The sequence below is a fragment of the Streptococcus sp. 1643 genome (assembly GCF_006228325.1).
In the GTDB taxonomy this organism is placed as follows: Bacteria; Bacillota; Bacilli; order Lactobacillales; family Streptococcaceae; genus Streptococcus.
Genome location: NZ_CP040231.1, coordinates 819,987 through 842,912 on the forward strand (window position 1 = coordinate 819,987; position 22,926 = coordinate 842,912).

Below are 22,926 nucleotides of genomic sequence, written 5' to 3' on the forward strand. Positions count from 1 at the left end.
TATGATAAGATTTAAATAAAGAAAAGCTAGAAAACGTTTCAGAGGATATTATGAGTATTGAAATGACCGTCAGTGAGATTGCAGAGGTCTTGGGACTATCTCGTCAAGCAATCAACAATCGTGTCAAAGAACTTCCAGAAGAGGACACGAAAAAAAATGACAAAGGTGTAACTGTAGTTACTCGAAGTGGCTTGATCAAGCTAGAAGAAATCTACAAAAAAACGATTTTTGAAGATGAACCAGTCAGTGATGATGTCAAACAACGTGAACTGATGGAAATCTTGGTCGATGAGAAAAATGCTGAAATTCTTCGCTTGTACGAGCAGCTCAAGGCAAAAGATCGCCAGTTATCAGAAAAAGATGAACAGATGCGTATCAAAGACCGCCAGATTGCTGAAAAGGACAAACAGTTGGACCAACAGCAACAGTTGACTCTTCAAGCGATGAAGGATCAAGAAACCTTGAAACTCGAGTTGGACCAAGCAAAAGAAGAAGTCCAAGCAACCAAAAAAGGCTTTTTTGCTCGCCTTTTTGGAGGAAAATAAAGAAGCTGTTTGGGTTACTCACTAACCTAATGGCTTCTTTTATTATTTATAGTTTAGTTTGGGTAGTAATTGAGGTAAATAATGGAAAAATTAAGAGATTATATCGCCTTTGATTTGGAATTCAATCAACACGAGGGGGTTACCCATTTAATTCAAGTATCAGCAGTCTGCTATCAAGATGGACAAGAAAGTGCTGCTTTTGATTCTTATGTTCATACTACAGCCCCATTGAAGAGTTTTATCAATGGTTTGACTGGGATCACAGCTGAAACCTTGAAAGATGCGCCAAAAGTAGAACAAGTTTTAAAGGACTTTCAAGCATTTGTTGGCGACTTACCTATCGTTGGTTACAATGCAGCTAAGAGTGATTTGCCTATTCTCTTGGAGCATGGTATTGATTATCGTGACCAGTATAAGGTTGATCTATATGAGGAGGCTTTTGAACGCCGTAGTTCTGACCTACACGGCATAGCCAATCTTAAATTACAAACTGTTGCAAATTTTTTAGGCTTTCACGGGAAATCTCATAACAGTTTAGAAGATGCCCGCATGACGGCGCGTGTTTACGAAGCTTTTTTGGAATCGGATGAAGGAAAGCTATTCATAGAAAACCAAAGCAGTTTTTCTATGAATAATCCTTTCGATGGCTTAGATTTATCCCAATTTTTAGACTAGGAGTGCCTATGAAACCTGAAAAACCTAAAAAGCTAGGTTTTAGGAAGATATACTATAACCTAGATAAGATTTTATTTCTATTTTTCTTGATATTTATGATGGTTGAGTTTGTCTGGCTACCATTAAATTCGTGGATTGCTGGCATTCTTCTGAGACAAACCGGTTATTTGTTTATCTCCTACAATAACTTTTGGGCGATTATACAAGGCTCGCCTTTTATCAGTTTAGCCTTTCTCATCTTAATTGCAATCAATCTCCTGGTTGCCTATTTCCAGATTTGTCTTTTGTTTATCGGGGCTCGTCACCTTCTCTATCATGAAAAGAGAACTTTAATTGAGTACAGTAGAAAAGTATTTCACCAGAGCTTTCTATTCGTTAAGCGATTGAGCTTTTGTAAGATGGCCTTTGTCTTTTTTTACATTGCTTTGCTTTTCCCGTTCATCCGTAAGATTTTAAAAATCTACTACCTCAACAAGATTATTATTCCTGATTTTATTGTGAATTATTGGGAAGGTAAGCATTGGCTGGTAGGTCTGATGATCATAGCATCCGCTTGGATCTTTCTCTACATCTCTGTCCGATTTATGTTTGCCCTTCCTAAGATTCTCTTTGAAAGAAAGACCGTAAGAGAAAGTGTGAAATATAGTCTCCAAAAGACAAAGAAAAATGTCCTTTTCTTCTCTTGGCATCTCTTACTCATTATCATTAAAACCTATCTTTTCTTCTTTGGTTTGCTAATTCCTTTGCTTTTTGCGCAAGCAGTGATGGATAATCTCACTCAAAAAGAATCCTTGATTCTCGGTGTGATTAATTTTGTCTTGATTAAAAATTTCCATTACATGACCCTGACTTATTTCCTAGTGAAGTTTGTTTCCTTCCTGACAGGAGAAGAGTTGGAGATCATGCCAAGGAGAAAGAAAGATCATCTGATGAGATGGGGTGTTATGGGGTGTGCAAGCATCTTCTTTGCCATAGAAGGCTACGTTTATCTGGAATCTCCGGATACCAATACACCTTTAGTGATTTCGCACAGAGGAGTAAGTAATAAAAATGGTGTTCAAAATACTGTGCAGTCTTTAGAAAAAACAGCTCAGCTAAAACCAGATCTCATCGAAATGGATGTGCAGGAAACGAAAGACGGTCAGTTCGTGATGATGCACGATGCTAACCTAAAAAATTTAACAGGTATTAATGCTACGCCGCAAGATTTGACTCTGGATGAATTAACAAATACAGATATTTATGAGAATGGTTATCAAACAAAGATTTCAAGCTTTGATGCCTATTTAGAACGAGCAAATGCTTTAAATCAAAAATTGCTGATTGAGATTAAGACCAGTAAAAAAGATAGTCCGCAAATGATGGACCATTTCCTCGAAAAGTACGGAGCGACTATCAAGAAATATGGACATCAGATGCAATCACTAGACTATCATGTGATTGATAAAGTGTTGACTTATGATTCTGAAATTCCAGTTTACTTTATTCTTCCCTATAACAGTATCTTCCCAAGAACCAAGGCAACGGGTTACACTATGGAGTACTCGACTTTGGATGAATACTTTGTCAATAAACTCTGGACAACCGATCAGAGGCTCTATGTTTGGACCGTAAATGGTTCGGAGGCATTTGATAAAGCAGTTCGTCTCGGCGCAGATGGCATGATTACTGATGATCTTGAAATGGTCCAGTCACAAGTCACAATGGCTCAAGACGATCCAGAATATACGGAATTACTCTTAAAGAAAGTAATGGAATTCTTTGATTTCTAAGAAAAAAAGAGAAACATCTGTTTCTCTTTTTTTGTGGATTAGAAAGGCAATTTTCCAGCGAAAGCACCGAGTTTCTTCTTAGTCGTTTCATCAATTTGTTCAAGTGCTGCGTTAATTGCTTGCGCAGTCATGTCAGAAAGGGTTTCGAGATCTTCTGGATCTACAACTGCTGGGTTGAAGTCAATGTTGACAACTTTTTTGTCACCAGTTAAGGTCGCTTGGACAAGGTCTTGTGCAGATTTTCCAACAAATTCCATGGCAGCGAGTTCTGCTTGGCTTTGTTCCATTTGTTTTTGAAGTTTTTGTGCTTGGCGCATCATGTTTTGCATGTTCATCATAAGATTTTTAAGATTCCTTTCGTATAAAGAGTTTATACCCTATTTATGTGTTTTATGTGCCTAATTTTGCCTTATTTTAAAAATTATCAAAGGCAGAGGCGAGTTCTTGTTGCTGTTCAGGGAATAAATGAGAGTAAACATTTATCGTAGTAGTTATAGAACTGTGTCCTAATCTTTTCATCAACGTAAAAAAGATGTAGTCTTTTCCTTCTCCATTACGTAATCCCTGTGAAATAAGAAAAGCAGCGTGAGAGTGTCTAAAATCGTGATTACGAATTAGCTTTAAATTTTTTGGTAAACGTTTCTTGAATAAAACTCTAAAATTAGATACTTTTGGAGCAGTTAAAACTTCAGGACTAGTTTGATAAATTTGAAAACTATTTACATTTTGACTAAACTCTTTCAGTAGTTCATGTTGTCTGTTTTTCCATTCCTTTAACTCATTTACAAAGTTTTCGTGAATATATATTCTACGATTTGACTGTGTAGTTTTTACTGAGCCAATATAGACTTGTTTATTGCGATAATACGCTGAGTATTTAACATCAATATATTTTTCATCAAGGTTTATCTGTTCCCAAGTCAAAGCGAGCGCCTCACCCATACGTAAACCAGTATACATCAATACCCGATACAAAAGTTGGAAAGTGTATTCATGTTCTTCAAAAAGTGAATCAAATTCTTTAAATTGTTCAGGTGTATAGTATTCCATTTCATTATGTTTGTTCGGCAAACGCCTTAATCCGTCGCAAGGGTTGTCTTGTCGAATACGATTGGCTATTGCAACATCAAACATTTTATGGACAAAAATCATTTGCTGATTAACGTGAGAATTAGATAGGCATCCACCTTTTTTACTGGGTTGACATTTAAGCCAGTTTCTATACTCTTTGATTTCGTTTAGGGAAACATTTCGCATATCTGCGTTTTTAAAGTATCTGGATAGGTACACTCGATAGTAAGAATTTTGACTATCTATTGTTCCTCGTTTATTCCCTCGAAGTTCATCTTCTTCTTGAACGAGCGAGTACAGATACGAAACAGAAATTTTATCTTTATGAGTTACTTGATGTAGCTTATTGATACGATAATCAGCCTCATATTGTTCAGCTTCTTTACGTGATTTTAAATCAGATTTTCTGTGACGCTTTTGAAGACCAGTTATTGCATCATAGCCATCACTAATATCAACCCTCCATTTTTTATTTTTTTGTTTAGTTACTACCATACTGGGTTTCCTCCCTATTAGCAGTATCTTCATGTACATTATACATTATATCATTTTTTAAATTCAATTCAAAACCAAGTATATCTTCTACTATTTTCATTGGTACTCGACCAACACGTTTATTTTTATACCATTGAAAACCTTTATTAACAAGAATAAGTTTAGCCTGCTTTATTATTTTTTTTGATTGTGATTCTGAATATCCAGTCATGTTCATAACATCAATCTTATTTACAAGTGCAAAAGTTGTAGTATTAGAGTTTGATAATCTATTTTGTTTTGTAGTTTGTTTAAATTGCATATTATACTCCTTTAGGAAATTATGATATAATAGCAACAACAGAGGTAGTTGTTGACTATTTTTGTTGAGTATTTTGGTTATCTTTGTTACTTTGTTCGGTGTCAGAGATAACCTTTTTTTTGTTCCATTGCATATTGCGAATAATAGTTTTTATTAGAATATCGATAGATTCGTTAACTGTAACTTGTTTATCTTGCGAAAAATCATATGAAATAAAAGGAGGCAATCCCCAAGGGATTTCTTCTTCATTAAAAATTTCTTCTAATTGTTTTGTTGGGATTGATAATGTTGCACTATCATCATCTAGTTTAATTAAATAATCAATTCTACGATTAAATTGTCCTACATCTTCAGTAATATTTCCTTTTGCAATTGCAAAAAAATCAATAGGTTGTTTGGTACTTGTAATGATAATGACTTTTGCTGACCCCATTTTGTTATGATATCGCGCTGATATTGGACTAATCATAAAAGGATCGAGTAGTTTTAACCAATCAGATACAGTTAAACTGTCTCCTCTGATGTCATCAAGAAACAAAATTTCTTGACTATTATATTCATCAAAAGCATTAGTTGATGCTGTGACGCAGGAATCCCAAGTTTGTCCGAAATTTAAAGCTACATTTTGTAATAACGTTATCAGCTTCTTGCTGTATTTTGTTTTTCCAACCCCACTTTTAGCAGTAACAAATAAAACTGTTTTCTTGAAGCTTCTTGCTTCAAGTTCTGCAATAGTCCTATAACTTTTTCGCTCTCCTACGGTATCTAAAGCTTCATTTATTTTTCGCTTATGTTGTCCATAGATAGCGTAATAATCATTCGTAAGCAAAATATTACTTTTGGTTATTTCTCCGGACAATATCTTTTCAATTAACCAATCAATACTAAGATCTGTTTCCTTAGCTTTTTTGGTTGCACGACCTTTAACCCATGTTTCCATACATCTATGATAAACGCTAGCGTAGTTTTCACCTTTTACAGTAACAACTTCGTCTGGTTTGTATTGATATTTACTCTCGTCCTTCGCATGGACTAAGTAGGCTAAACAATTATCATATCCGTATCGACCAGACTTTAGTTTTTCTAGATATTGAGGTTCAACCCCAACAGCTAGAGCTATTCTGTTTAGTGATGCTCCTTTTTCAAACTTAAAGAGAAAATGAATATGTTCAGCTTTCTTTTTGATTACATTTTTCATCAATTCTTGATTCCAAACGTTTATCTCGTCTTTATCGTGTTTGATTCCGTAAGCCTCTTTAACAGTAATATCAGCTTTATTTAGTTTATCAGTGACTATCTCAAGTAGGGGGCGGATATTACTTTCATCTCTAGCCTTTTTTAAAGCTGTTTTATCTTGCCAAGTTTTCCAGTGTTCATCTTCCAGTTGTTGGACCAGCATGATAGCAGTTAGGTTTGCGTCTTTTTTATTTTTGTTCATTATTAAGAACTCCTTGTTTTAATTATTCTTCTAACTATTCCCTAGATAAATCAAGAGAACTAATTTTTATAATTCGCTCAAATACTTGATATTCCTAGGTTTTTGAATATGCACGGCACTTGACAAGCCCAGTGCCGTGCACGCGTTAGACATAGTTAGATTTAAAAGTGTTTCATCTTTTTCAAAGATAACCGACCTTATGACTCGTCGGCTTCGTCATGAATCCATTTGTTAATTCAACAGATTTCTCTAGTTGAAACACAAATGGATTATATTTCACTATTCTTCAAACCACGGCGTTTCATAGAAGTGTGGCACTTCCCACTTTTTACCAGAACCTAAAATCCGAGCTAGTCCCTGACCTTTTCCATAACTTCTTTTAGCCATATCTGCAAAACCAGACATCAGATATTTACGTTCATCAGCAGAATCGGCAGCACCACCTAACATGATTACAGCATCGGAGCAATTTACACGAGCCAAGGAAGGTAAAAACCCTTCTTTTGTTGCAAACTGACTAATAGCAATGATATGAATACCAGCAGAGCCACCAGTCGCAGATAGTCTGTTTATTGCATTGGTCCAGCGTGAAGTTGCTTTTAATGCTTTATCAGTCTTGTCTAGTGATTCTAATGAAGCATTTAGATTTCCGAGTTCATCGAAGAACAAGCCAATATTTGGCATGTGTTCCATTTCAAGATACTTTTCTTTTCCTGCTTCATTGATTTTTGAAAGTCGATCATCCATAATGCTACACCAATATTCAGCACGTTCAACAATCTTGGTAGGTTCTGATTGACCGTTAAATTCCTTGACGTATCGGTCGTATTTAGCAGAATTGTATTCAACTGTCCAACCTTGTAACAACATTAGTTTAGCCAAGTATCGACCAGCTAACACTGATTTCCCTGCTCTTGTTCGTGCAATGATAGACATCATGGGTACAATATCCGAATGCCATATTAGGTCTTTTGATAGCTTTATTGCATGTGTATCATCGTTTACAAATGGCTTTAATGAATCTATATTGTCTTTTACAATCAAACGCTGTGAAGTAAGTGTATCTTCAAAATAGAAGAGAATATAGCTATCTCCAGCGGTTAGTTCGGAGTTGACAACAGAGAAACGTTGATATTTACCTGATAGTATTCCAGATACTCGCTGTTCAAACTTTTCACGGTCTGCACGCTCCCAATTAGCGATATTTTCAATGGCTATATATCCATCTATTAAGGTTTCATTAACCCAGACAGAAATTTCGGGCATTTCATCTCCGTATCTAGTGGAGTTTGAAAGTTTTAGAACATCGGTTATTTGTTTATCATTAAATAGTTGTTTCAGTTTTTTAGCCAGTTTTTTTGATTTGCTAGACATTGAAGGTATTGAAATTGTTGATACTTCTTCTCGTTTTGTGAATAGAAGAACTAATAGCGATAAAAATATAGCATCTAGTAAGTAGAAGAGCAGTAGCGGTTTTGCAATATACGGTGCCAATATAGAATTTGAAAGACTTATGTAGAGTAGCAAGCCAGTTATACTGATTGTAACTACAAAAGCTATCAGAGAGATTTGATAGCCTTGTAATTTACAATTAGAAGTTGGTTTGATTCTTCTGAATCTACGCTTACGCATTGCGTTGAACCACAGTTACTGAATCAGCAACATACCATCCTACACCACTAGCTGTTGCACCGCCACGTACATTTTTGAATTGAAGAATTGTACCAAACTTTACTTCAACCTTATTTGATGTTTTGATAGTATATTCAAGATCGTTGTTTGTGTCTACAATTGAATATTTAAATTTTCCATCAATTTCTTCAATTGAACCAATTGATACAACGTTCAAAACAGGAACAACATCAGTTGTATACTCATTACCTGTTTTCTCGCTAACCATTACTATGGGTTGTGTTTTTTGTTTGAGAACCTCCTCAAGAGTTCTATTCCAGTTAGTTTTTGCCATTATTAGTACCTACTTTCTTTTTCTAAGGTCTGAAAAAATTTTTTCCAAACGAGCTATTAGATAATATTCATTATCAATCCTGCGAACTAGCTCATGATGTGACATAAAATCAATATCTGAGTCATAAGCGATAGATAGAGTTATGAAAGAAACAACATCTTGTCCATGCCAGAGCTCTTTTAATTGAGTTGGTACATTTTCAAAATGCCAGTCATTAGTAATATGTTGATAAGCTGTGTTTCCGTAGTTTATCAACCTGTAAGCATATAATTTACGAAGCGTCTGCTTCAAGTTTGTAATCATATTGACTACCTCTTAACTTTCTAGCTAGCAAGTTCTCCACTAGCAGGAGATATCGAATAGAAATTCAACTTGTAATTTCTATATGCTTTAATCATATCACCTAAAAATTGAAAATATAAGGATTGAATGTTATAATCTTAGCTGAAATAATCCGTTTTTTTTTATAGAGGTGTATTATGGTAACTAATTTATTGAAATATTATTTGTCTAATTGTCAGAAACGAATAAATGAACGTATTGAGTTGATAAATTCTAGAAGAGTATCTTTGAGAAATAGTAGAGATATTAGATATAAGAAACTAAAAAAAATTAGAAATACTCACATTTACAAAAATAAACCAAAAATTATAAAAGAAATACGAGAATTAGATTCAGATATACTCGTTGAAAAATTATCACTTACAGTTGCTCAGTCGTTGATTGATAATATTAAATTGAAACCTGATTTAATTTCAACGTCTTCTATAAAATCAGATGAGGAAAGAATGAGAAGTGAAAATTTAGAATTTAGAACACTTCAAGAATTGTTTTGGGGGGTTGATAAAGAATTTACACAAAAAGATAAATTCAATTTCTTTTTGAATTTATTTTTAGATTTGGAAAGTGACGAGGAATATTCTTTTTATATCGAAAAAATATTATTGGATTATGTTCCATATGCGAGAGAACTTGCATTTGAACAATATACAGAACATTATAAAAATTATGAATGTATTTTTGAAAATGATTCTAAAAATAATCATGTTGATACATTTGCGGAGTCTGTTTATTTATTTTGTCTTTCTGATGTGTCTGAAACAATTTTTGAAAATTTTTTAGAGTTTTTAAGAAGTGATTACACTTATGAATCTAAAGACAGTAATGGTCGTTATCAATTAAAAAAAGAAATAATTCATTTTCAAAATTTTGAAGATGCGTTTCGTAAATCAAACAAAGACATACTTGAACCGATTCTTAATAAGAATACAAATAATTCACTAGGAAATAGAGCTTATAGTATTTTACTTGATGATTTAAAACTAGGTGATGAGTTAATGATTTTAGATATAAGTAGAAGTTCAGAAGAATATGGGTACTATATTACTAGAGCAGAAAAAAATGAAATGGATGTTATGTTGGAATTGTTAGAAGCAAGTGAAGTTTATATTGAACAATTAGAGAATTTGCAAAAAGATATATTTGGTAATATTGAGCAGGAGTATTTTGATAGTGAGATGTTTTTGATTAAAGCATCACATCGTTTTTCAGAAGATAGATTTCTAAAGTTATTGGAAATAAAACAAATAGATGAATTTGAAAGCACTGTTAAATAGTTTGTAAACAACATTTTTTTGTGGATTATACTTTATCTACGATAATTCATGGTATAATAGCATGAAATACTGTCGAAATAGGAGTTTTATTAAATGGCAAAAGGGAAAGCAAAAATTCAATCGGTTGAGCCTATGGTGGCTGATTTAGTCAATGGTTGGTTGAAATCTTATGATTTAGATTATAAATTAGAACAAGAAACATTAAATTCTGAAATCGATAAGGCTTTATTGGAGTATGCTTCAAAGAATGGTGGTAAAGGTGGGAATCGCCCTGATGCAAAATTATTACTACAAGATAAGCACACAGATTATTGGCCGATTTTAATTGAGTATAAAGGTTATAAAGATAAATTAGAGAAGCTTGATAGCGATGGTCAGGTAGATAATCGAAAGAGTAAGAATGAACCCAATTACTCAAATATTAATTCCTTTGCTGTTAACGGGGCAGTACACTATGCAAACGCATTATTACATTATACAAGCTATACCAATATTATTTCTATAGGAGTTACTGGATATAAAGATGAGAATGGTGAAATTCAAACTCAAATCGGTGTCTACTATGTTTCGAAAGATAACTTTGGTATTGGTCAAAAAGTAGATGATTATACTGATCTCTCTTTTTTGAAATCTAGAAACTTTGATGCCTTTATTGAGAAAGTAAAAGCTTTGGAGTTGACTGCTGAGGAAGCTGAAAAATTAAAAGAGCAACGTGAGAAAGAAATTGATGCAAGTTTAACTAAACTTAACAATGATATTTATCAAAATGAAAAAGGTTTAGGAGAAAACGACCGTGTGTATCTAGTTGCTGCTTCTATTATTGCTACTCTAGGTGTACCTGGTAAAGTAAAACCATTAGATAAGGAAGATTTAAAATCATCAACTGAGGAAGAAAATAGAGATGGTGATATTGTTATTCGAAAAGTTAACTCTTTCTTGAAAGAGAAAAAAATTCCAAAAGCCAAAAAAGAGCTAATCATTCGCACGCTGAAAAATACACTAACTACAGAAAATATCAACAAGCCTGTAAATGGTGAAAGTCAATTAAAACGAGTATTCAGCAAAATTGTTGACGATTTGGGGATTTACTACAAGATTGGTTTGAACACTGACTTTACTGGAAAACTTTTCAATGAGATGTATTCATGGTTAGGTTTTACACAAGATAAGTTAAATGATGTTGTTCTAACTCCATCATACGTAGCTACATTATTAGTAAAATTAGCTCGTGTTGATAAAGACTCTTATGTTTGGGACTTTGCAACTGGTTCTGCTGGACTTTTGGTATCAGCTATGAATGAAATGCTTAATGACGCCAAAGCTAAAATTACTTCTCCTGATGAACTATACAAAAAAGAGGCCGAAATTAAAGCTAATCAACTCTTAGGGTTAGAAATCTTATCATCTGTTTATATGCTTGCTGTTCTAAACATGATTATGATGGGGGATGGTTCATCAAACATCATCAACGAAGACTCTCTAACACAATTTAATGGTAAGTATGGCTATGGCAAGACTGACGAGAGGTTTCCAGCGACAGCATTTGTCCTTAATCCTCCATATTCAGCAGATGGCAATGGTATGATTTTTGTTAAACGTGCACTTTCTATGATGGATAAAGGCTATGCATCTATCATCATTCAGGGATCCGCTGGTAGTGGTAAGGCTTCTGAAATTAACAAGGAAATATTGAAGTCTAATCGTTTGTTAGCAAGTATCAAAATGCCTATAGACTTGTTTGTAGGGAAATCTAGTGTTCAGACCTATATCTATGTTTTTCGAGTGGGCGAAGCACACGAAAATGACTATACGGTAAAATTTATTGATTTTACAAATGATGGTTATACCAGAAGCAATCGTAAGAAATCTAGTAATAATCTTAGAGATACAGACCATGCTAAAGAAAAGTATCAAGAAGTGGTAGATTTGGTGAAATATGGTAAAAGCAAGCTACATTATCTAACAGAATCAGAATACTATGAAGGTAATATTGATGTATCAAAAGGTGATGACTGGAATCAAACCGCACCGATTGACTTGAAACCAACACTGAATGATTTCAAGAAAACTATTAGTAATTATCTAGCTTGGGAAGTTTCCAATCTTTTACAAAATCAATCTACTGAAGATGAAATGCTGGGAAAATAGATGCCTCACTCAATCAAAAATTAGCAAATGTTGAGTGGGGCGAATATAGATTAGATGACTTGTTCTCTATTTCAACCTCTCGTGGATATGATGCAGGAAAGATGAATTTTGTTAAAAAGTCAACAGATACTTATGAATTTATTGGTCGAACACAAACCGATTATGGACTTCAAGGATATGTAAAAAAATTAGATTCAAAACCAAATAAAGCTCACTGTATTTCAATAAGTCAGATAGGAGCTATTCATGCACAGTTAAGACAAAAAGAATGGTATTCTAGTCAGAATATGTTTATACTGGAACCTAACATTGAAAAATTGTTTAATCAATGGTTGATTGTAGTAATCAATAGAGCTTTATCGAAATATAGTGGGTATTCTAGTTATCCTACTTTATCTTCGTTGAAAGAGGAGATTATCTTACTTCCAACATGTAACAATCAAATAGACTTTGAATTTATGGAGTCCTTTATAGCGGAGCTAGAGGCAGAGCGTATAGCGGAGCTATCCGCTTACTTAAAAGTAAGCGGATTGGACAATTATGAATTGTCCGATGAAGAGCTGAAAGCTCTTCAAGATTATGATTCTATGGAGTGGAGAGAATATCGTATTGGTAGCCTATTTAGTCGTATCAGTACCAAGAAATTACCTTACAAAGCTAAAGACTTACCAACAGAAGCGATTGATAATTACGATTTACCTTGTTTGACTTCTAGCTTTAGAAACCAAGGTTTGAACTATTTTGCTCCAAAAGAAGGGGCAACGATCTTAAAAGATGTGATTTCTATTCCATCCAACAGTGATGTGTATAGAGCATATTTCCAGTCAAGAGAATTTACTGTTTTATCAGATGCATATGCTATTAAATGGACTGATGAAGAGCAGAAACTATCCAATTACCAGTACCTCTTCATAGTCAGAGCTATCAACAAAGTAACTGACTTACCAATTTATTCTTATAAAATGAAACTTGGTGGCTGGAATGTTGTTAAAAATAAGAATATTGCTTTGCCAGTTATAAATGATGAAATAGCATTTGATTTCATGGAAATCTTTGCAAGAGCTGTATCAAAATTAGCTATTAGAGATGTGGTTCAGTATACAAATAACCGAATTGATGCAACTAAGAAAGTAGTAGCTAAAAACTAATTTTTTAAATTAAACATATTTAAGATATAAAAAAAGCAACATCGAATTCAGTGTTGCTTTTTTGTACAATCTAGATACTACAGTGACTATTTTTTGACTTATTTTTAAAAATTGAATCTAAATAAAAATAATTTAATAAACTATAGAAGCTATAAAAATAACATTTTTAAGATTTAGGTTTCTTAAAAAACTACTACGGATGTTTTGCATGTTCATCATGGCGGTTTACAGTTTCCTTTTTCTATTATTTTCTTTTTTATTTTATCAATTTTAGGGGCAAAAGTCTATTATTAGTTTTAGATAGCTAACATTAAATTTTCTGACAATTTATTGAAAAATGAGGAAATACATGTTATAATAGAGCGTAAAATAAATTCAGGTCTTCTGAACCAATAGGAGTATACAATGAAAAAACTAGGTTTTGTCCTTTTATCTTCAGCCTTGCTATTGACAGCATGTGCAGTCCGTTTTGAAAAATCAACCGAGACAAATGATTCCTCTAAGGTGACAGCCTTGTCTGAAGACAAGCAAAAAATGCTGGATAAGGCCACTGCTGACTATAAGACTTTTGTACAAGAGCAAATTGATAAACTTTTGACCGATACTGAGGGCTTTGTTCAACTTTTGAAAGAGGGGAAACTGGAGGAAGCAAAGAAAGCTTATCCATTAGTTCGTATGTCTTATGAGCGTTCAGAACCCATAGCTGAGAGCTTTGGTGAGTCAGATGTCAAGATTGACTTTCGTTTGGCAGACTACGTAGATGAAAATAAGACTGAGGAAGGCTGGTCTGGTTTCCACCGTATTGAGCGTATCCTTTGGGAAGATAATACCACAAAAGGGACTGAAAAATACGGTGACCAATTGGTCAATGATATTAAGGAATTGAAAGCTAAGATTGCGACTGTAGATGTGGACTACAAGGTTATGTTGACTGGGGCAGTTGACTTGCTTAATGAAGTAGCGACAAGCAAGATTACAGGTGAAGAAGAAATTTATTCTCATACAGACTTGTATGACTTCCGTGCCAATATTGAAGGTGCTGAGAAGATTTTCCAACTCTTTAAACCTTTACTAGAAAAATCAGATGCTGATTTAGTTAAAGAATTGGAAGCAGATTTCAAGTCTGTTAATAGCTTGTTGGACAAACATATGACGGACAAGGAGCACTACAAACTTTATACAGACTTAACAAAAGAAGACACCAAGGAATTGGCTGAAGCCGTGACAAAACTTGGTGAACCTCTATCACAAATGGGCAAATTTCTTGATGGAGAATAAGCAGTATGACTAAGAAAGACGAAAATTTTTTTGAGAAAAAAATGGACCGTCGAGAATTTCTAAAAAAAGCGGGTATTGGAGGTGCTGGACTAGCTCTAGGTCTCTCCGGTGCCTCCGCTTTTTTAGCACCTAGGTTAGACAAGCAGGAAAAAATCTCGTACGGTAATGAAAAGATTGACTTTTATGGGAAACACCAAGCGGGTATCACGACCCCTATGCAGAAGAATATTTATTTTGTTGTTCTAGATTTGCATACGACAGATAAGGATAAGATTATCCAGTTGTTCAAGGATTGGACGGATTATAGTGCCAAGTTGGTCGAGGGGGAATTGGTTAAAAAAGATGGTCCGAATGCCCTCTTGCCACCTAGTGACACTGGAGAAACCGTGGGGCTAAATCCTCATCGTTTAACGCTGACTTTTGGTGTATCTGCTAGTTTCCTGAAAAAGATGAAATTAGAGCAAAAACGTCCTCAACTTTTTAAGGATTTACCTCCCTTCCCAAAAGAGCAACTACGTGAAAAATATACTGGGGGAGATATTGTTATCCAAGCCTGTGCAGATGACGAGCAAGTTGCTTTTCATGCTATTCGCAACCTTATCCGTAAAGGGAGAAATGCGGTGATTCTCCGTTGGAGCCAATCTGGTTTTGCTGCTATTGGAGATCGTCTGGAGACACCACGTAACCTTTTTGGTTTCAAGGATGGAACAGCTAATGTGACCAAAGAGAAGGATTTTGACCGAGTTGTCTGGGCTGATAGCAAGGACTGGATGGAAAATGGATCCTATATGGCTGTTCGCCGCATCCAGATGTTTCTCGATACTTGGGATCGAACCAATCTTGAAGAGCAAGAAAATACCTTTGGTCGCTACAAGGAAAGTGGCGCTCCCTTTGGTAAGAAGAATGAGTTTGATGAAGTCGATTTGAGTCTTTTACCAGATGATTCGCATGTTCGATTAGCCAAAGAGGTAGATAAGCCACTCTTACGACGATCCTATTCATACTCAGATGGCATTGATGAAAAGACTGGACAATTTGACACGGGTTTACTCTTTATTTCTTTCCAAAAGGATCCAGATCATTTTGTCAAGGTTCAAACCAACCTCGGAGCTACAGACAAGATGAATGAGTATGTAACACACATCGGTAGTGGTCTTTTTGCCTGCTTTGGTGGAATAGAGAAAGGAGGCTATATTGGTCAGAAATTATTGGAAGACTAACATTTGTTTCTTGGCTTTATCTTTTCTCTTGCTAGCTATTTCTCCAGTTAGTGCGAAGGAAAGTCTGAGTTCTTATTTTGTAAAGATTACGGATGCCTCTCAGGCTTTAAAAAATGGAAATCGGGCAGAAGCCAAGGCCCTAGTTAGAGAAATGGCGATGGATTTTGAAACAGTAGAACATGCTGATTCAGAAGCTGGAAAGGTTGTCAAAGAGAAACTTGCTCTGTCAGGGGAGATTAGTGAAGAAAATCTGACACAGATTTCATCTGCTCTTCTTGCATTTGAGAAAGAGCAAAATCCGGTAGATCTTGATGCTGAAAAAGAAAAGCTTGTTAGTCGACTAAAACCACGTTTTGAGACTTTGGATAAGGCAATTTCTTCCAAAGACATAGAGCAAATTCGAGAAGCCTATAAAAAGATGAATTCCACTTGGACCATCAATGAAAGTGTGGTTCGTGATAATAGTACGGCCCATTATGGACGTGTTGAAACAGCTATCTCCTTCTTGCGTAGTAGCATAGAAACTGAGCCTACTGATTTTAACTCCATCCAGACTTCCTTTGAAGACTTAAAAAAGGCTATTGATGATTTTGTAACTGGAAAAGAAGTCGCAGAAGCATCTTCTGATTTAAGTCTCAAAGACGGTATTGCCCTTTTGAAGAAGGCTTTAGAACAATTCCAAGCTGGTGACCAAGCATCAGGAGCAGCTAGTATGAAGGAATTCATCACTATCTGGCCAACGATTGAGGGTTCTGTTAGCACGACCAATCCTTCCCTCTATACACGAGTTGAAAGTGAAAGCCCTGTGATTATGGTCAAGGGAAGTGAGAAGGAATATCAAGAAAAATTAGAAAAACTGATTGCAGATTTATCACAAATTGATACCAGCGCACGTTACAATGCCTTTGATGCTATGCTCATTCTCCTGAGAGAAGGGGTAGAGGCTCTCTTAATCGTCATGGCCTTGGTGACGACCTTGAAAGCAGCCAAGATGCGTAAAGGACTCAAGTGGGTTTATGGTGGTGCTATCACTGGAATTATGGCTAGTCTCCTTATTGCTTTTATCCTGCAAATTGCCTTTCCAGCAGTGACATCAGGCTCCAATCGTGAAATCATTGAAGGATCTGTTGGTATTTTTGCAGTAGTGATGATGATTTTGATCGGTATCTGGCTTCACAGTAAATCCTCGGTCAAAAAATGGAATGACTTTATGGATTCACAGATGAAAACGGTGACCAGGACAGGTTCTTTCATTTCCATGTTTGCTCTTAGTTTTCTAGCTGTTTTTCGTGAAGGGGCAGAGACCATACTATTTTATGTAGGAATTTTACCGAGAATATCTCATTTTGAGTTTATTCTAGGTATTTCTCTGGCTTTGTTCGTCTTGCTAGTTATCGCATTTCTGATGAATAAGGCGAGTCAATTTATTCTCCCTCACAAGATCTTCTTTATCTTGACATGGATGATTTATGCTCTGGCTTTCAAGATGCTAGGTGTTAGTTTGCATGCACTCCAGCTGACTAATATGGCTCCAAATCACTTAATATCAGGTTTCCCAACGATCGACCTATTGGGTATCTATCCAAGTTGGGAAGGTTTAGGAAGTCAGCTAGTCTTTTTGATAATTGTTTTGGTTGTCACATTGAGACAGGGTGAAAAGTAGATGGATACAAAAGAATTGACAATCGTTGAACATCTGGTAGAATTTAGAAAGAGGTTCATTGCTGTTATAGCCTGCTTTTCTATAGTCTTTTGTGGAGCTTTATTGTTTGCAGATCAGCTCTACTACTATCTAACTCAGTCCTTTAATCAAAAATTGATTGTATTAGGTCCAAATGATATTCTGTGGATTTATTTTCGCTTAGCGAGCCTAATGTCCTTTACTATTACTCTACCTTTTACAATTTATCAGATTTGGAGTTTTATCAAACCAGGCTTGAAAATAGAAGAAGCAAGAGCCATTTTTGCCTATATTCCAGCTAGTTTTATTTGCTTTCTACTTGGACTAGCCTTTGGATTCTACTTTGTAACACCTGCCTTACTTCAAGTGCTTTTAGGACTAGGGGAAGGATTATTTGAAACTCAATTAACGGCGCAGAACTACTTAGACTTTGTTTTCCAAACAACTATCCCTTTGGCATTCATCTTTGAATTGCCAGTCATCATCGCTTTTTTAACGTCGATTGGCTTGATTGGACCAAGTCTCTTAGTTACCTATAGACGTTATGCCTACTTTATTTTATTGGTACTCGCTGTTATTTTGACACCTGCTGATTTTATTAGCGATTTAGCCATGACTATTCCTTTAATCTCGCTCTATGAGCTTAGTATTGCAATTAGCAAGAGAATAATAAAGAAAAAAATGAAAGGAGAAAAGAATGGGAATTTTACGTGATATCGGTGCTCCAGGATTGATTATCATCGTTCTAGGTGCGCTCTTAATCTTTGGACCAAAACGATTACCAGAACTGGGTGAATCAATTGGTAAAATGCTGTCTGAGTTTAAGAAGGCAGTTAAAGGACTTAGTGACCAAGAACAGGAAAAATAATCTATTCCATCTTTTACAAATAAAAACAATAAAGTTAGGAACTGTAGTTGTCTAGACAAATTTGAACAGTTTCCTAGCTTATTTTTGTATTCAAAAAATGCGTTTAAGCTTTCTTTAAGGTTTCTATTATATTCTAAAGAACTCTATATTAACCGAACGTTGGACGGATAATATAGAGGATAACCTATTTTTATTTCTTAATTTGTTATGGTCTTTACAGATTTAGTAACATATTGTTCACTTTTTACCTTAAATGGTGCGTCGATTAGACTAAATGACGCTCTGTCTTTTCTTCATGATAAAGATAGATTGTGATATAATAGATAGTAATGAGTTTTTTAGAATAAACTAAAGGAGAATATAAATGATCTATGCAGGAATCCTAGCCGGAGGAACTGGCACACGCATGGGAATCAGTAATTTACCAAAACAATTCTTGGAGTTGGGTGATCGACCTATTTTGATCCACACAATCGAAAAATTTGTTTTAGAACCAAGTATTGAAAAAATTGTAGTTGGAGTCCATGGAGACTGGGTGTCACACGCTGAGGACCTAGTTGACAAGTATCTTTCTCTTCACAAGGATCGTATCATCATTACCAAGGGTGGTGCTGATCGCAATACCAGTATCGAGAAGATTATAGAAGCTATTGATGCCTATCGTCCAATCACTCCAGAAGATATTGTGATTACCCACGACTCTGTTCGTCCTTTTATCACACTTCGCATGATTCAGGACAATATCAAACTGGCGCAAAATCATGATGCGGTTGACACAGTAGTAGAAGCAGTTGATACCATTGTTGAAAGTACTAATGGTCAGTTTATCACTGATATTCCAAATCGTGCTCACCTTTATCAAGGTCAAACACCTCAGACTTTCCGTTGTAAGGATTTCATGGATTTGTATGGTTCCCTATCTGATCAAGAAAAAGAAATCCTGACGGATGCATGTAAGATTTTTGTTATCAAAGGGAAGGATGTTGCTCTAGCTAAAGGGGAATATTCAAACCTTAAAATCACAACAGTGACAGACTTGAAAATCGCGAAAAGCATGATTGAGAAAGACTAAGGCTATGATTAATCAAATTTATCAACTGACAAAACCAAAGTTTATCAATGTAAAATACCAAGAAGAGGACATTGATCAGGAGAATCATATCCTTATTCGTCCAAATTATATGGCGGTTTGTCATGCGGATCAACGTTACTATCAAGGGAAACGTGATCCAAAGATATTGGCTAAAAAGCTTCCAATGGCCATGATTCACGAGTCTTGTGGAACTGTTATTTCCGATCCAACTGGGACTTATGAAGTTGGTCAAAAGGTAGTTATGATTCCCAATCAACCGCCTATGCAGAGTGACAAGGAGTTCTACGAGAACTACATGACTGGCACCTACTTCCTATCTAGTGGTTACGATGGCTTTATGCGAGAATTTGTCTCTCTTCCAAAAGACCGAGTCGTTTCTTATAATGATATCGAAGATACAGTTGCTGCCATTACCGAGTTTGTAAGTGTTGGTATGCATGCTATGGATCGATTCCTGCATCTTGCTCATAGCAAGCGAGAGCGCATCGCTGTTATTGGAGATGGTAGTTTGGCCTTTGTGGTTGCAAATATTATCAATTATACCTTGCCAGAAGCAGCGATTATCGTGATTGGTCGCCATTGGGAAAAATTGGAGCTCTTCTCTTTTGCAAAAGAGTGCTACATCACGGATAATATCCCAGAGGATTTGACCTTTGATCATGGGTTTGAGTGTTGCGGTGGCGATGGTACAGGCCCAGCTATCAATGACTTGATTCGCTATATTCGTCCACAGGGAACGATTCTCATGATGGGAGTAAGTGAATACAAGGTTAATATCAATACACGAGATGCTTTGGAAAAAGGATTGTTATTAGTAGGATCATCTCGTTCAGGACGCGTCGATTTTGAGATGGCCATTCAAATGATGGAAGTTAAAAAGTTTGCGAATCGTCTGAAGAATATCCTTTATGTTGAAGAGCCTGTGAGAGAAATCAAGGACATTCACCGTGTCTTTGCTACAGACCTTAATACTGCTTTTAAAACAGTATTTAAGTGGGAAGTGTAGGAGATGGAGGTTAATTGTGGAAAAACTCATCAAAGAAAAAATTTCTTCTTTACTATCTAATGAAGAGGAAGTACTCAGTGTTGAACAGTTGGGAGGCATGACCAACCAAAACTATTTGGTCAAAACAACCAACAAACAGTATATTGTGAAATTTTTTGGTAAAGGGACTGAAAAACTCATCAATCGTCAAAATGAAAAGTACAATCTTGAACTTTTAGAGGATTTAGATTTAGATGTCAAAAATTATCTCTTTGATATTGAGTCAGGGATTAAAGTAAATGAATACATCGAATCGGCAGTAACTCTTGATTCAACATCTATCAAATCCAAGTTTGAAAAGATTGCACCAATTTTACAAACCATCCACACTTCAGGGAAAGAATTAAGAGGAGAATTTGCTCCTTTTGAGGAAATCAGCAAATATGAATCCTTGATTGAGGGACCTATCCCTTATGAAAACTATGAAGCTGTAAGAAAAGATGTATTTTCACTAGAAAAGAGATTGGCTGATTTGGGTGTTGATAGAAAGTCCTGTCACATCGATTTGGTACCAGAAAACTTTATCGAGTCACCACAAGGTCGTTTGTATTTGATTGACTGGGAATACTCTTCTATGAATGACCCGATGTGGGATTTGGCAGCTCTTTTCTTAGAGTCTGAATTTACAAAGCAAGAGGAAGATGATTTCCTTTCCTACTATGAAAGTGACAAAACGCCTGTATCACGTGAGAAAATTCGTATCTATAAAATCTTGCAAGATACTATCTGGAGTTTGTGGACAGTGTACAAAGAAGCTCAAGGGGCTGATTTTGGAGATTACGGTGTCAGTCGTTACCAAAGAGCTGTCGAAGGTTTGACTTATTATGGAGGTTAGGATGAAGAATAAAAATGGTGTTTCCTTTGGTCTGCTCTCTGGTATCTTCTGGGGATTAGGTCTAACAATTAGTGCTTATATCTTTTCAATTTTTACAAATCTTTCACCTTTTGTGGTGGCTGCTGCTCATGATTTCTTGAGTATCTTTATCTTGTTAGCTTTTCTTTTGGTAAAAGAAAGAAAAGTTCGTCTTTCGATTTTCTTAAATATTCGAAATGTGAGTGTAATTATCGGTGCTTTACTAGCAGGACCTATTGGTATGCAGGCCAATCTTTATGCGGTTAAATATATTGGTAGTTCTCTAGCTTCATCTGTATCAGCTATTTACCCAGCAGTTTCAGTTTTGCTAGCCTTCTTCATTTTGAAACACAAGGTTTCAAAGAATACAGTATTCGGTGTTTTCTTGATTATTGCAGCGATCATTGCTCAAACCTACAAGGTTGAACAAGTTAACTCGTTTTACATTGGGATTCTTTGTGCCCTTATCTGTGCTATTGCCTGGGGGAGTGAAAGTGTTCTCAGCTCCTATGCTATGGAAAGTGATTTAAGTGAAATTGAAGCCTTGTTAATCCGACAAGTAACCTCATTCTTGTCCTATCTTGTGATTGTGCTCTTTTCTCACCATTCGTTTGCAGAAGTGGCAGATGGGCAGTTACTAGGCCTCTTGCTTGTCTTTGCGGCCTTTAATATGATTTCCTACTTAGCTTATTATATCGCCATTAATCGCTTACAACCTGCGAAAGCGACAGGTTTGAATGTGAGCTATGTAGTTTGGACTGTCTTATTTGCAGTGCTTTTCTTGGGTGCACCGCTAGATATGCTGACAATCATCACTTCACTTATTGTTATGGCTGGTGTTTATATTATTATTAAAGAATAAAGGAGATTCGTGTGAAAGCGATTATTTTAGCAGCGGGCTTAGGAACTCGTCTACGCCCTATGACTGAAAATACCCCAAAAGCTTTGGTTAAGGTTAATCAAAAACCCTTAGTAGAATACCAAATCGAGTTTTTGAAAGAGAGAGGAATTGATGAGATTATCATCGTTGTCGGTTACCTCAAAGAACAATTTGACTACCTAAAAGAAAAATATGGTGTCCGTTTGATCTTTAACGACAAGTATGCTGATTACAATAATTTTTACTCACTTTATTTAGTAAAAGAAGATTTGGCTAACAGCTATGTCATTGATGCAGATAACTATCTTTTCAAAAATATGTTTCGAAACGATCTTAAACGTTCTACCTATTTTAGCGTTTATCGTGAAGACTGTACCAACGAGTGGTTCTTGGTTTACGGTGATGACTACAAGGTTCAAGACATTATTGTTGACAGTAAGGCTGGTCGCATTCTGAGCGGAGTTTCATTCTGGGATGCACCAACAGCAGAGAAGATTGTTAGCTTTATTGACAAAGCTTACGAAAGTGGTGAATTTGTTGATCTCTACTGGGATAACATGGTTAAGGATAATATCAAAGAATTGGATGTCTATGTCGAAGAATTAGAAGGAAATAGCATCTATGAAATTGATAGTGTAAAGGACTACCATAAGTTAGAAGAGATTTTATCTACCATTAAGTAAGGAAAGAGAAGAAGGCTTGGACCTTCTTTTTTTGTGGATTTTATAACAAGAGTGTTTGATATTGATTGTATTCTTTAAATGAAACAAAAATTACAAAAAAATGAACAAAATAAAACAAAAAATTATTGACAACGATTTCATATAGTGTTA

General features: G+C 35.5%; 23 protein-coding genes. 16 read left to right on the plus strand and 7 right to left on the minus strand.

Annotated features, from left to right (window positions below; all coding sequences use genetic code 11):
• Window positions 1–50: 50 nt before the first annotated feature.
• From rocS to FD735_RS04400, 3 genes are all read left to right on the plus strand, one after another.
• Window positions 51–545 carry a chromosome segregation protein RocS gene (gene rocS / locus FD735_RS04390; protein WP_000021252.1) on the plus strand — a complete coding sequence of 165 codons (495 nt, stop codon included), beginning with the start codon at window positions 51–53 and terminating at the stop codon, window positions 543–545.
• A gap of 81 nt (window positions 546–626) precedes the next feature.
• On the plus strand, window positions 627–1,220 hold the full coding sequence (locus FD735_RS04395) for a 3'-5' exonuclease (RefSeq protein ID WP_139658574.1): 594 nt from the start codon (window positions 627–629) through the stop codon (window positions 1,218–1,220).
• 8 nt (window positions 1,221–1,228) lie between these two features.
• Window positions 1,229–2,992, plus strand: a complete 1,764-nt coding sequence (locus tag FD735_RS04400; protein WP_139658575.1) for a glycerophosphoryl diester phosphodiesterase membrane domain-containing protein — start codon at window positions 1,229–1,231, stop codon at window positions 2,990–2,992.
• 38 nt (window positions 2,993–3,030) lie between these two features.
• On the opposite strand, the gene FD735_RS04405 is transcribed toward FD735_RS04400, so the two are convergent.
• The 7 genes from FD735_RS04405 to FD735_RS04435 form a co-directional block, all read right to left on the minus strand.
• Complete coding sequence (locus FD735_RS04405) at window positions 3,031–3,330, minus strand: YbaB/EbfC family nucleoid-associated protein (protein WP_139658576.1); 300 nt, start codon at window positions 3,328–3,330, stop codon at window positions 3,031–3,033.
• A gap of 76 nt (window positions 3,331–3,406) precedes the next feature.
• The gene (locus FD735_RS04410) at window positions 3,407–4,558 is read right to left on the minus strand and encodes a site-specific integrase (protein WP_139658577.1); all 1,152 of its coding nucleotides are present in this window, start codon (window positions 4,556–4,558) and stop codon (window positions 3,407–3,409) included.
• Window positions 4,545–4,775 carry a DUF3173 family protein gene (locus tag FD735_RS04415; RefSeq protein WP_255296303.1) on the minus strand — a complete coding sequence of 77 codons (231 nt, stop codon included), beginning with the start codon at window positions 4,773–4,775 and terminating at the stop codon, window positions 4,545–4,547. Before FD735_RS04415 ends, FD735_RS04410 begins: the two co-directional genes overlap by 14 nt.
• 139 nt (window positions 4,776–4,914) lie before the next feature.
• Window positions 4,915–6,297 (minus strand): Rep family protein, encoded by a 1,383-nt coding sequence (locus FD735_RS04420; protein ID WP_255296296.1) that lies wholly within the window; start codon window positions 6,295–6,297, stop codon window positions 4,915–4,917.
• A gap of 279 nt (window positions 6,298–6,576) precedes the next feature.
• Window positions 6,577–7,929, minus strand: coding sequence for a cell division protein FtsK (locus FD735_RS04425; protein WP_139658579.1), 1,353 nt, complete (start codon window positions 7,927–7,929; stop codon window positions 6,577–6,579).
• Window positions 7,922–8,263, minus strand: a complete 342-nt coding sequence (locus FD735_RS04430) for a hypothetical protein (protein ID WP_139658580.1) — start codon at window positions 8,261–8,263, stop codon at window positions 7,922–7,924. The genes FD735_RS04425 and FD735_RS04430 overlap by 8 nt, the downstream gene beginning before the upstream one ends.
• 9 nt (window positions 8,264–8,272) lie before the next feature.
• A complete protein-coding gene (locus FD735_RS04435) occupies window positions 8,273–8,566 on the minus strand; it encodes a hypothetical protein (RefSeq protein WP_139658581.1) in 294 nt (97 codons plus the stop codon).
• Between the two features lie 176 nt (window positions 8,567–8,742).
• On the opposite strand from FD735_RS04435, the gene FD735_RS04440 reads away from it, so the two are divergent.
• The 13 genes from FD735_RS04440 to FD735_RS04500 all read left to right on the plus strand — a co-directional run bounded on the left by FD735_RS04440 (window position 8,743) and on the right by FD735_RS04500 (window position 22,776).
• Window positions 8,743–9,879: a hypothetical protein gene (locus tag FD735_RS04440; protein ID WP_139658582.1), complete on the plus strand. Its 1,137-nt coding sequence runs from the start codon at window positions 8,743–8,745 to the stop codon at window positions 9,877–9,879.
• A 93-nt stretch (window positions 9,880–9,972) separates the two neighbouring features.
• Window positions 9,973–12,027: an N-6 DNA methylase gene (locus FD735_RS04445; RefSeq protein WP_139658583.1), complete on the plus strand. Its 2,055-nt coding sequence runs from the start codon at window positions 9,973–9,975 to the stop codon at window positions 12,025–12,027.
• 59 nt (window positions 12,028–12,086) lie between these two features.
• Window positions 12,087–13,175, plus strand: a complete 1,089-nt coding sequence (locus tag FD735_RS04450) for a restriction endonuclease subunit S (protein ID WP_255296297.1) — start codon at window positions 12,087–12,089, stop codon at window positions 13,173–13,175.
• Between the two features lie 405 nt (window positions 13,176–13,580).
• Window positions 13,581–14,453 (plus strand): iron uptake system protein EfeO, encoded by an 873-nt coding sequence (gene efeO, locus FD735_RS04455; protein ID WP_139658585.1) that lies wholly within the window; start codon window positions 13,581–13,583, stop codon window positions 14,451–14,453.
• Window positions 14,454–14,458: 5 nt separating this feature from the next.
• Window positions 14,459–15,673: an iron uptake transporter deferrochelatase/peroxidase subunit gene (gene efeB, locus FD735_RS04460; protein WP_139658586.1), complete on the plus strand. Its 1,215-nt coding sequence runs from the start codon at window positions 14,459–14,461 to the stop codon at window positions 15,671–15,673.
• The gene (locus tag FD735_RS04465; RefSeq protein WP_139658587.1) at window positions 15,648–17,336 is read left to right on the plus strand and encodes an FTR1 family protein; all 1,689 of its coding nucleotides are present in this window, start codon (window positions 15,648–15,650) and stop codon (window positions 17,334–17,336) included. The genes efeB and FD735_RS04465 overlap by 26 nt, the downstream gene beginning before the upstream one ends.
• Window positions 17,337–18,068 carry a twin-arginine translocase subunit TatC gene (gene tatC / locus FD735_RS04470; protein ID WP_139658588.1) on the plus strand — a complete coding sequence of 244 codons (732 nt, stop codon included), beginning with the start codon at window positions 17,337–17,339 and terminating at the stop codon, window positions 18,066–18,068.
• Window positions 18,052–18,222 carry a twin-arginine translocase TatA/TatE family subunit gene (tatA, locus tag FD735_RS04475; protein WP_049484393.1) on the plus strand — a complete coding sequence of 57 codons (171 nt, stop codon included), beginning with the start codon at window positions 18,052–18,054 and terminating at the stop codon, window positions 18,220–18,222. Before tatC ends, tatA begins: the two co-directional genes overlap by 17 nt.
• 364 nt (window positions 18,223–18,586) lie before the next feature.
• On the plus strand, window positions 18,587–19,294 hold the full coding sequence (locus tag FD735_RS04480) for a 2-C-methyl-D-erythritol 4-phosphate cytidylyltransferase (protein ID WP_000638514.1): 708 nt from the start codon (window positions 18,587–18,589) through the stop codon (window positions 19,292–19,294).
• 4 nt (window positions 19,295–19,298) lie between these two features.
• Window positions 19,299–20,321 carry a ribitol-5-phosphate dehydrogenase gene (locus tag FD735_RS04485; RefSeq protein ID WP_139658589.1) on the plus strand — a complete coding sequence of 341 codons (1,023 nt, stop codon included), beginning with the start codon at window positions 19,299–19,301 and terminating at the stop codon, window positions 20,319–20,321.
• 16 nt (window positions 20,322–20,337) lie between these two features.
• Complete coding sequence (locus FD735_RS04490; protein ID WP_129312830.1) at window positions 20,338–21,195, plus strand: phosphotransferase family protein; 858 nt, start codon at window positions 20,338–20,340, stop codon at window positions 21,193–21,195.
• A 1-nt stretch (window position 21,196) separates the two neighbouring features.
• Complete coding sequence (locus FD735_RS04495) at window positions 21,197–22,075, plus strand: DMT family transporter (protein ID WP_042768437.1); 879 nt, start codon at window positions 21,197–21,199, stop codon at window positions 22,073–22,075.
• Between the two features lie 11 nt (window positions 22,076–22,086).
• Window positions 22,087–22,776 (plus strand): sugar phosphate nucleotidyltransferase, encoded by a 690-nt coding sequence (locus tag FD735_RS04500; RefSeq protein ID WP_139658590.1) that lies wholly within the window; start codon window positions 22,087–22,089, stop codon window positions 22,774–22,776.
• The last annotated feature ends 150 nt before the right edge of the window (window positions 22,777–22,926 follow it).

Coding starts and splice junctions, on each gene's coding strand:
- FD735_RS04445 (WP_139658583.1), top strand. CDS start 9,973: ATGGCAAAAGGGAAAGCAAAAATTCAATCGGTTGAGCCTATGGTGGCT.
- FD735_RS04400 (WP_139658575.1), top strand. CDS start 1,229: ATGAAACCTGAAAAACCTAAAAAGCTAGGTTTTAGGAAGATATACTAT.
- tatA (WP_049484393.1), top strand. CDS start 18,052: ATGGGAATTTTACGTGATATCGGTGCTCCAGGATTGATTATCATCGTT.
- FD735_RS04495 (WP_042768437.1), top strand. CDS start 21,197: ATGAAGAATAAAAATGGTGTTTCCTTTGGTCTGCTCTCTGGTATCTTC.
- FD735_RS04435 (WP_139658581.1), bottom strand. CDS start 8,566: ATGATTACAAACTTGAAGCAGACGCTTCGTAAATTATATGCTTACAGG.
- FD735_RS04405 (WP_139658576.1), bottom strand. CDS start 3,330: ATGATGAACATGCAAAACATGATGCGCCAAGCACAAAAACTTCAAAAA.
- FD735_RS04425 (WP_139658579.1), bottom strand. CDS start 7,929: ATGCGTAAGCGTAGATTCAGAAGAATCAAACCAACTTCTAATTGTAAA.
- tatC (WP_139658588.1), top strand. CDS start 17,337: ATGGATACAAAAGAATTGACAATCGTTGAACATCTGGTAGAATTTAGA.
- FD735_RS04480 (WP_000638514.1), top strand. CDS start 18,587: ATGATCTATGCAGGAATCCTAGCCGGAGGAACTGGCACACGCATGGGA.
- FD735_RS04395 (WP_139658574.1), top strand. CDS start 627: ATGGAAAAATTAAGAGATTATATCGCCTTTGATTTGGAATTCAATCAA.
- FD735_RS04430 (WP_139658580.1), bottom strand. CDS start 8,263: ATGGCAAAAACTAACTGGAATAGAACTCTTGAGGAGGTTCTCAAACAA.
- FD735_RS04415 (WP_255296303.1), bottom strand. CDS start 4,775: ATGAACATGACTGGATATTCAGAATCACAATCAAAAAAAATAATAAAG.
- FD735_RS04485 (WP_139658589.1), top strand. CDS start 19,299: ATGATTAATCAAATTTATCAACTGACAAAACCAAAGTTTATCAATGTA.
- efeO (WP_139658585.1), top strand. CDS start 13,581: ATGAAAAAACTAGGTTTTGTCCTTTTATCTTCAGCCTTGCTATTGACA.
- rocS (WP_000021252.1), top strand. CDS start 51: ATGAGTATTGAAATGACCGTCAGTGAGATTGCAGAGGTCTTGGGACTA.
- FD735_RS04410 (WP_139658577.1), bottom strand. CDS start 4,558: ATGGTAGTAACTAAACAAAAAAATAAAAAATGGAGGGTTGATATTAGT.
- FD735_RS04440 (WP_139658582.1), top strand. CDS start 8,743: ATGGTAACTAATTTATTGAAATATTATTTGTCTAATTGTCAGAAACGA.
- efeB (WP_139658586.1), top strand. CDS start 14,459: ATGACTAAGAAAGACGAAAATTTTTTTGAGAAAAAAATGGACCGTCGA.
- FD735_RS04420 (WP_255296296.1), bottom strand. CDS start 6,297: ATGAACAAAAATAAAAAAGACGCAAACCTAACTGCTATCATGCTGGTC.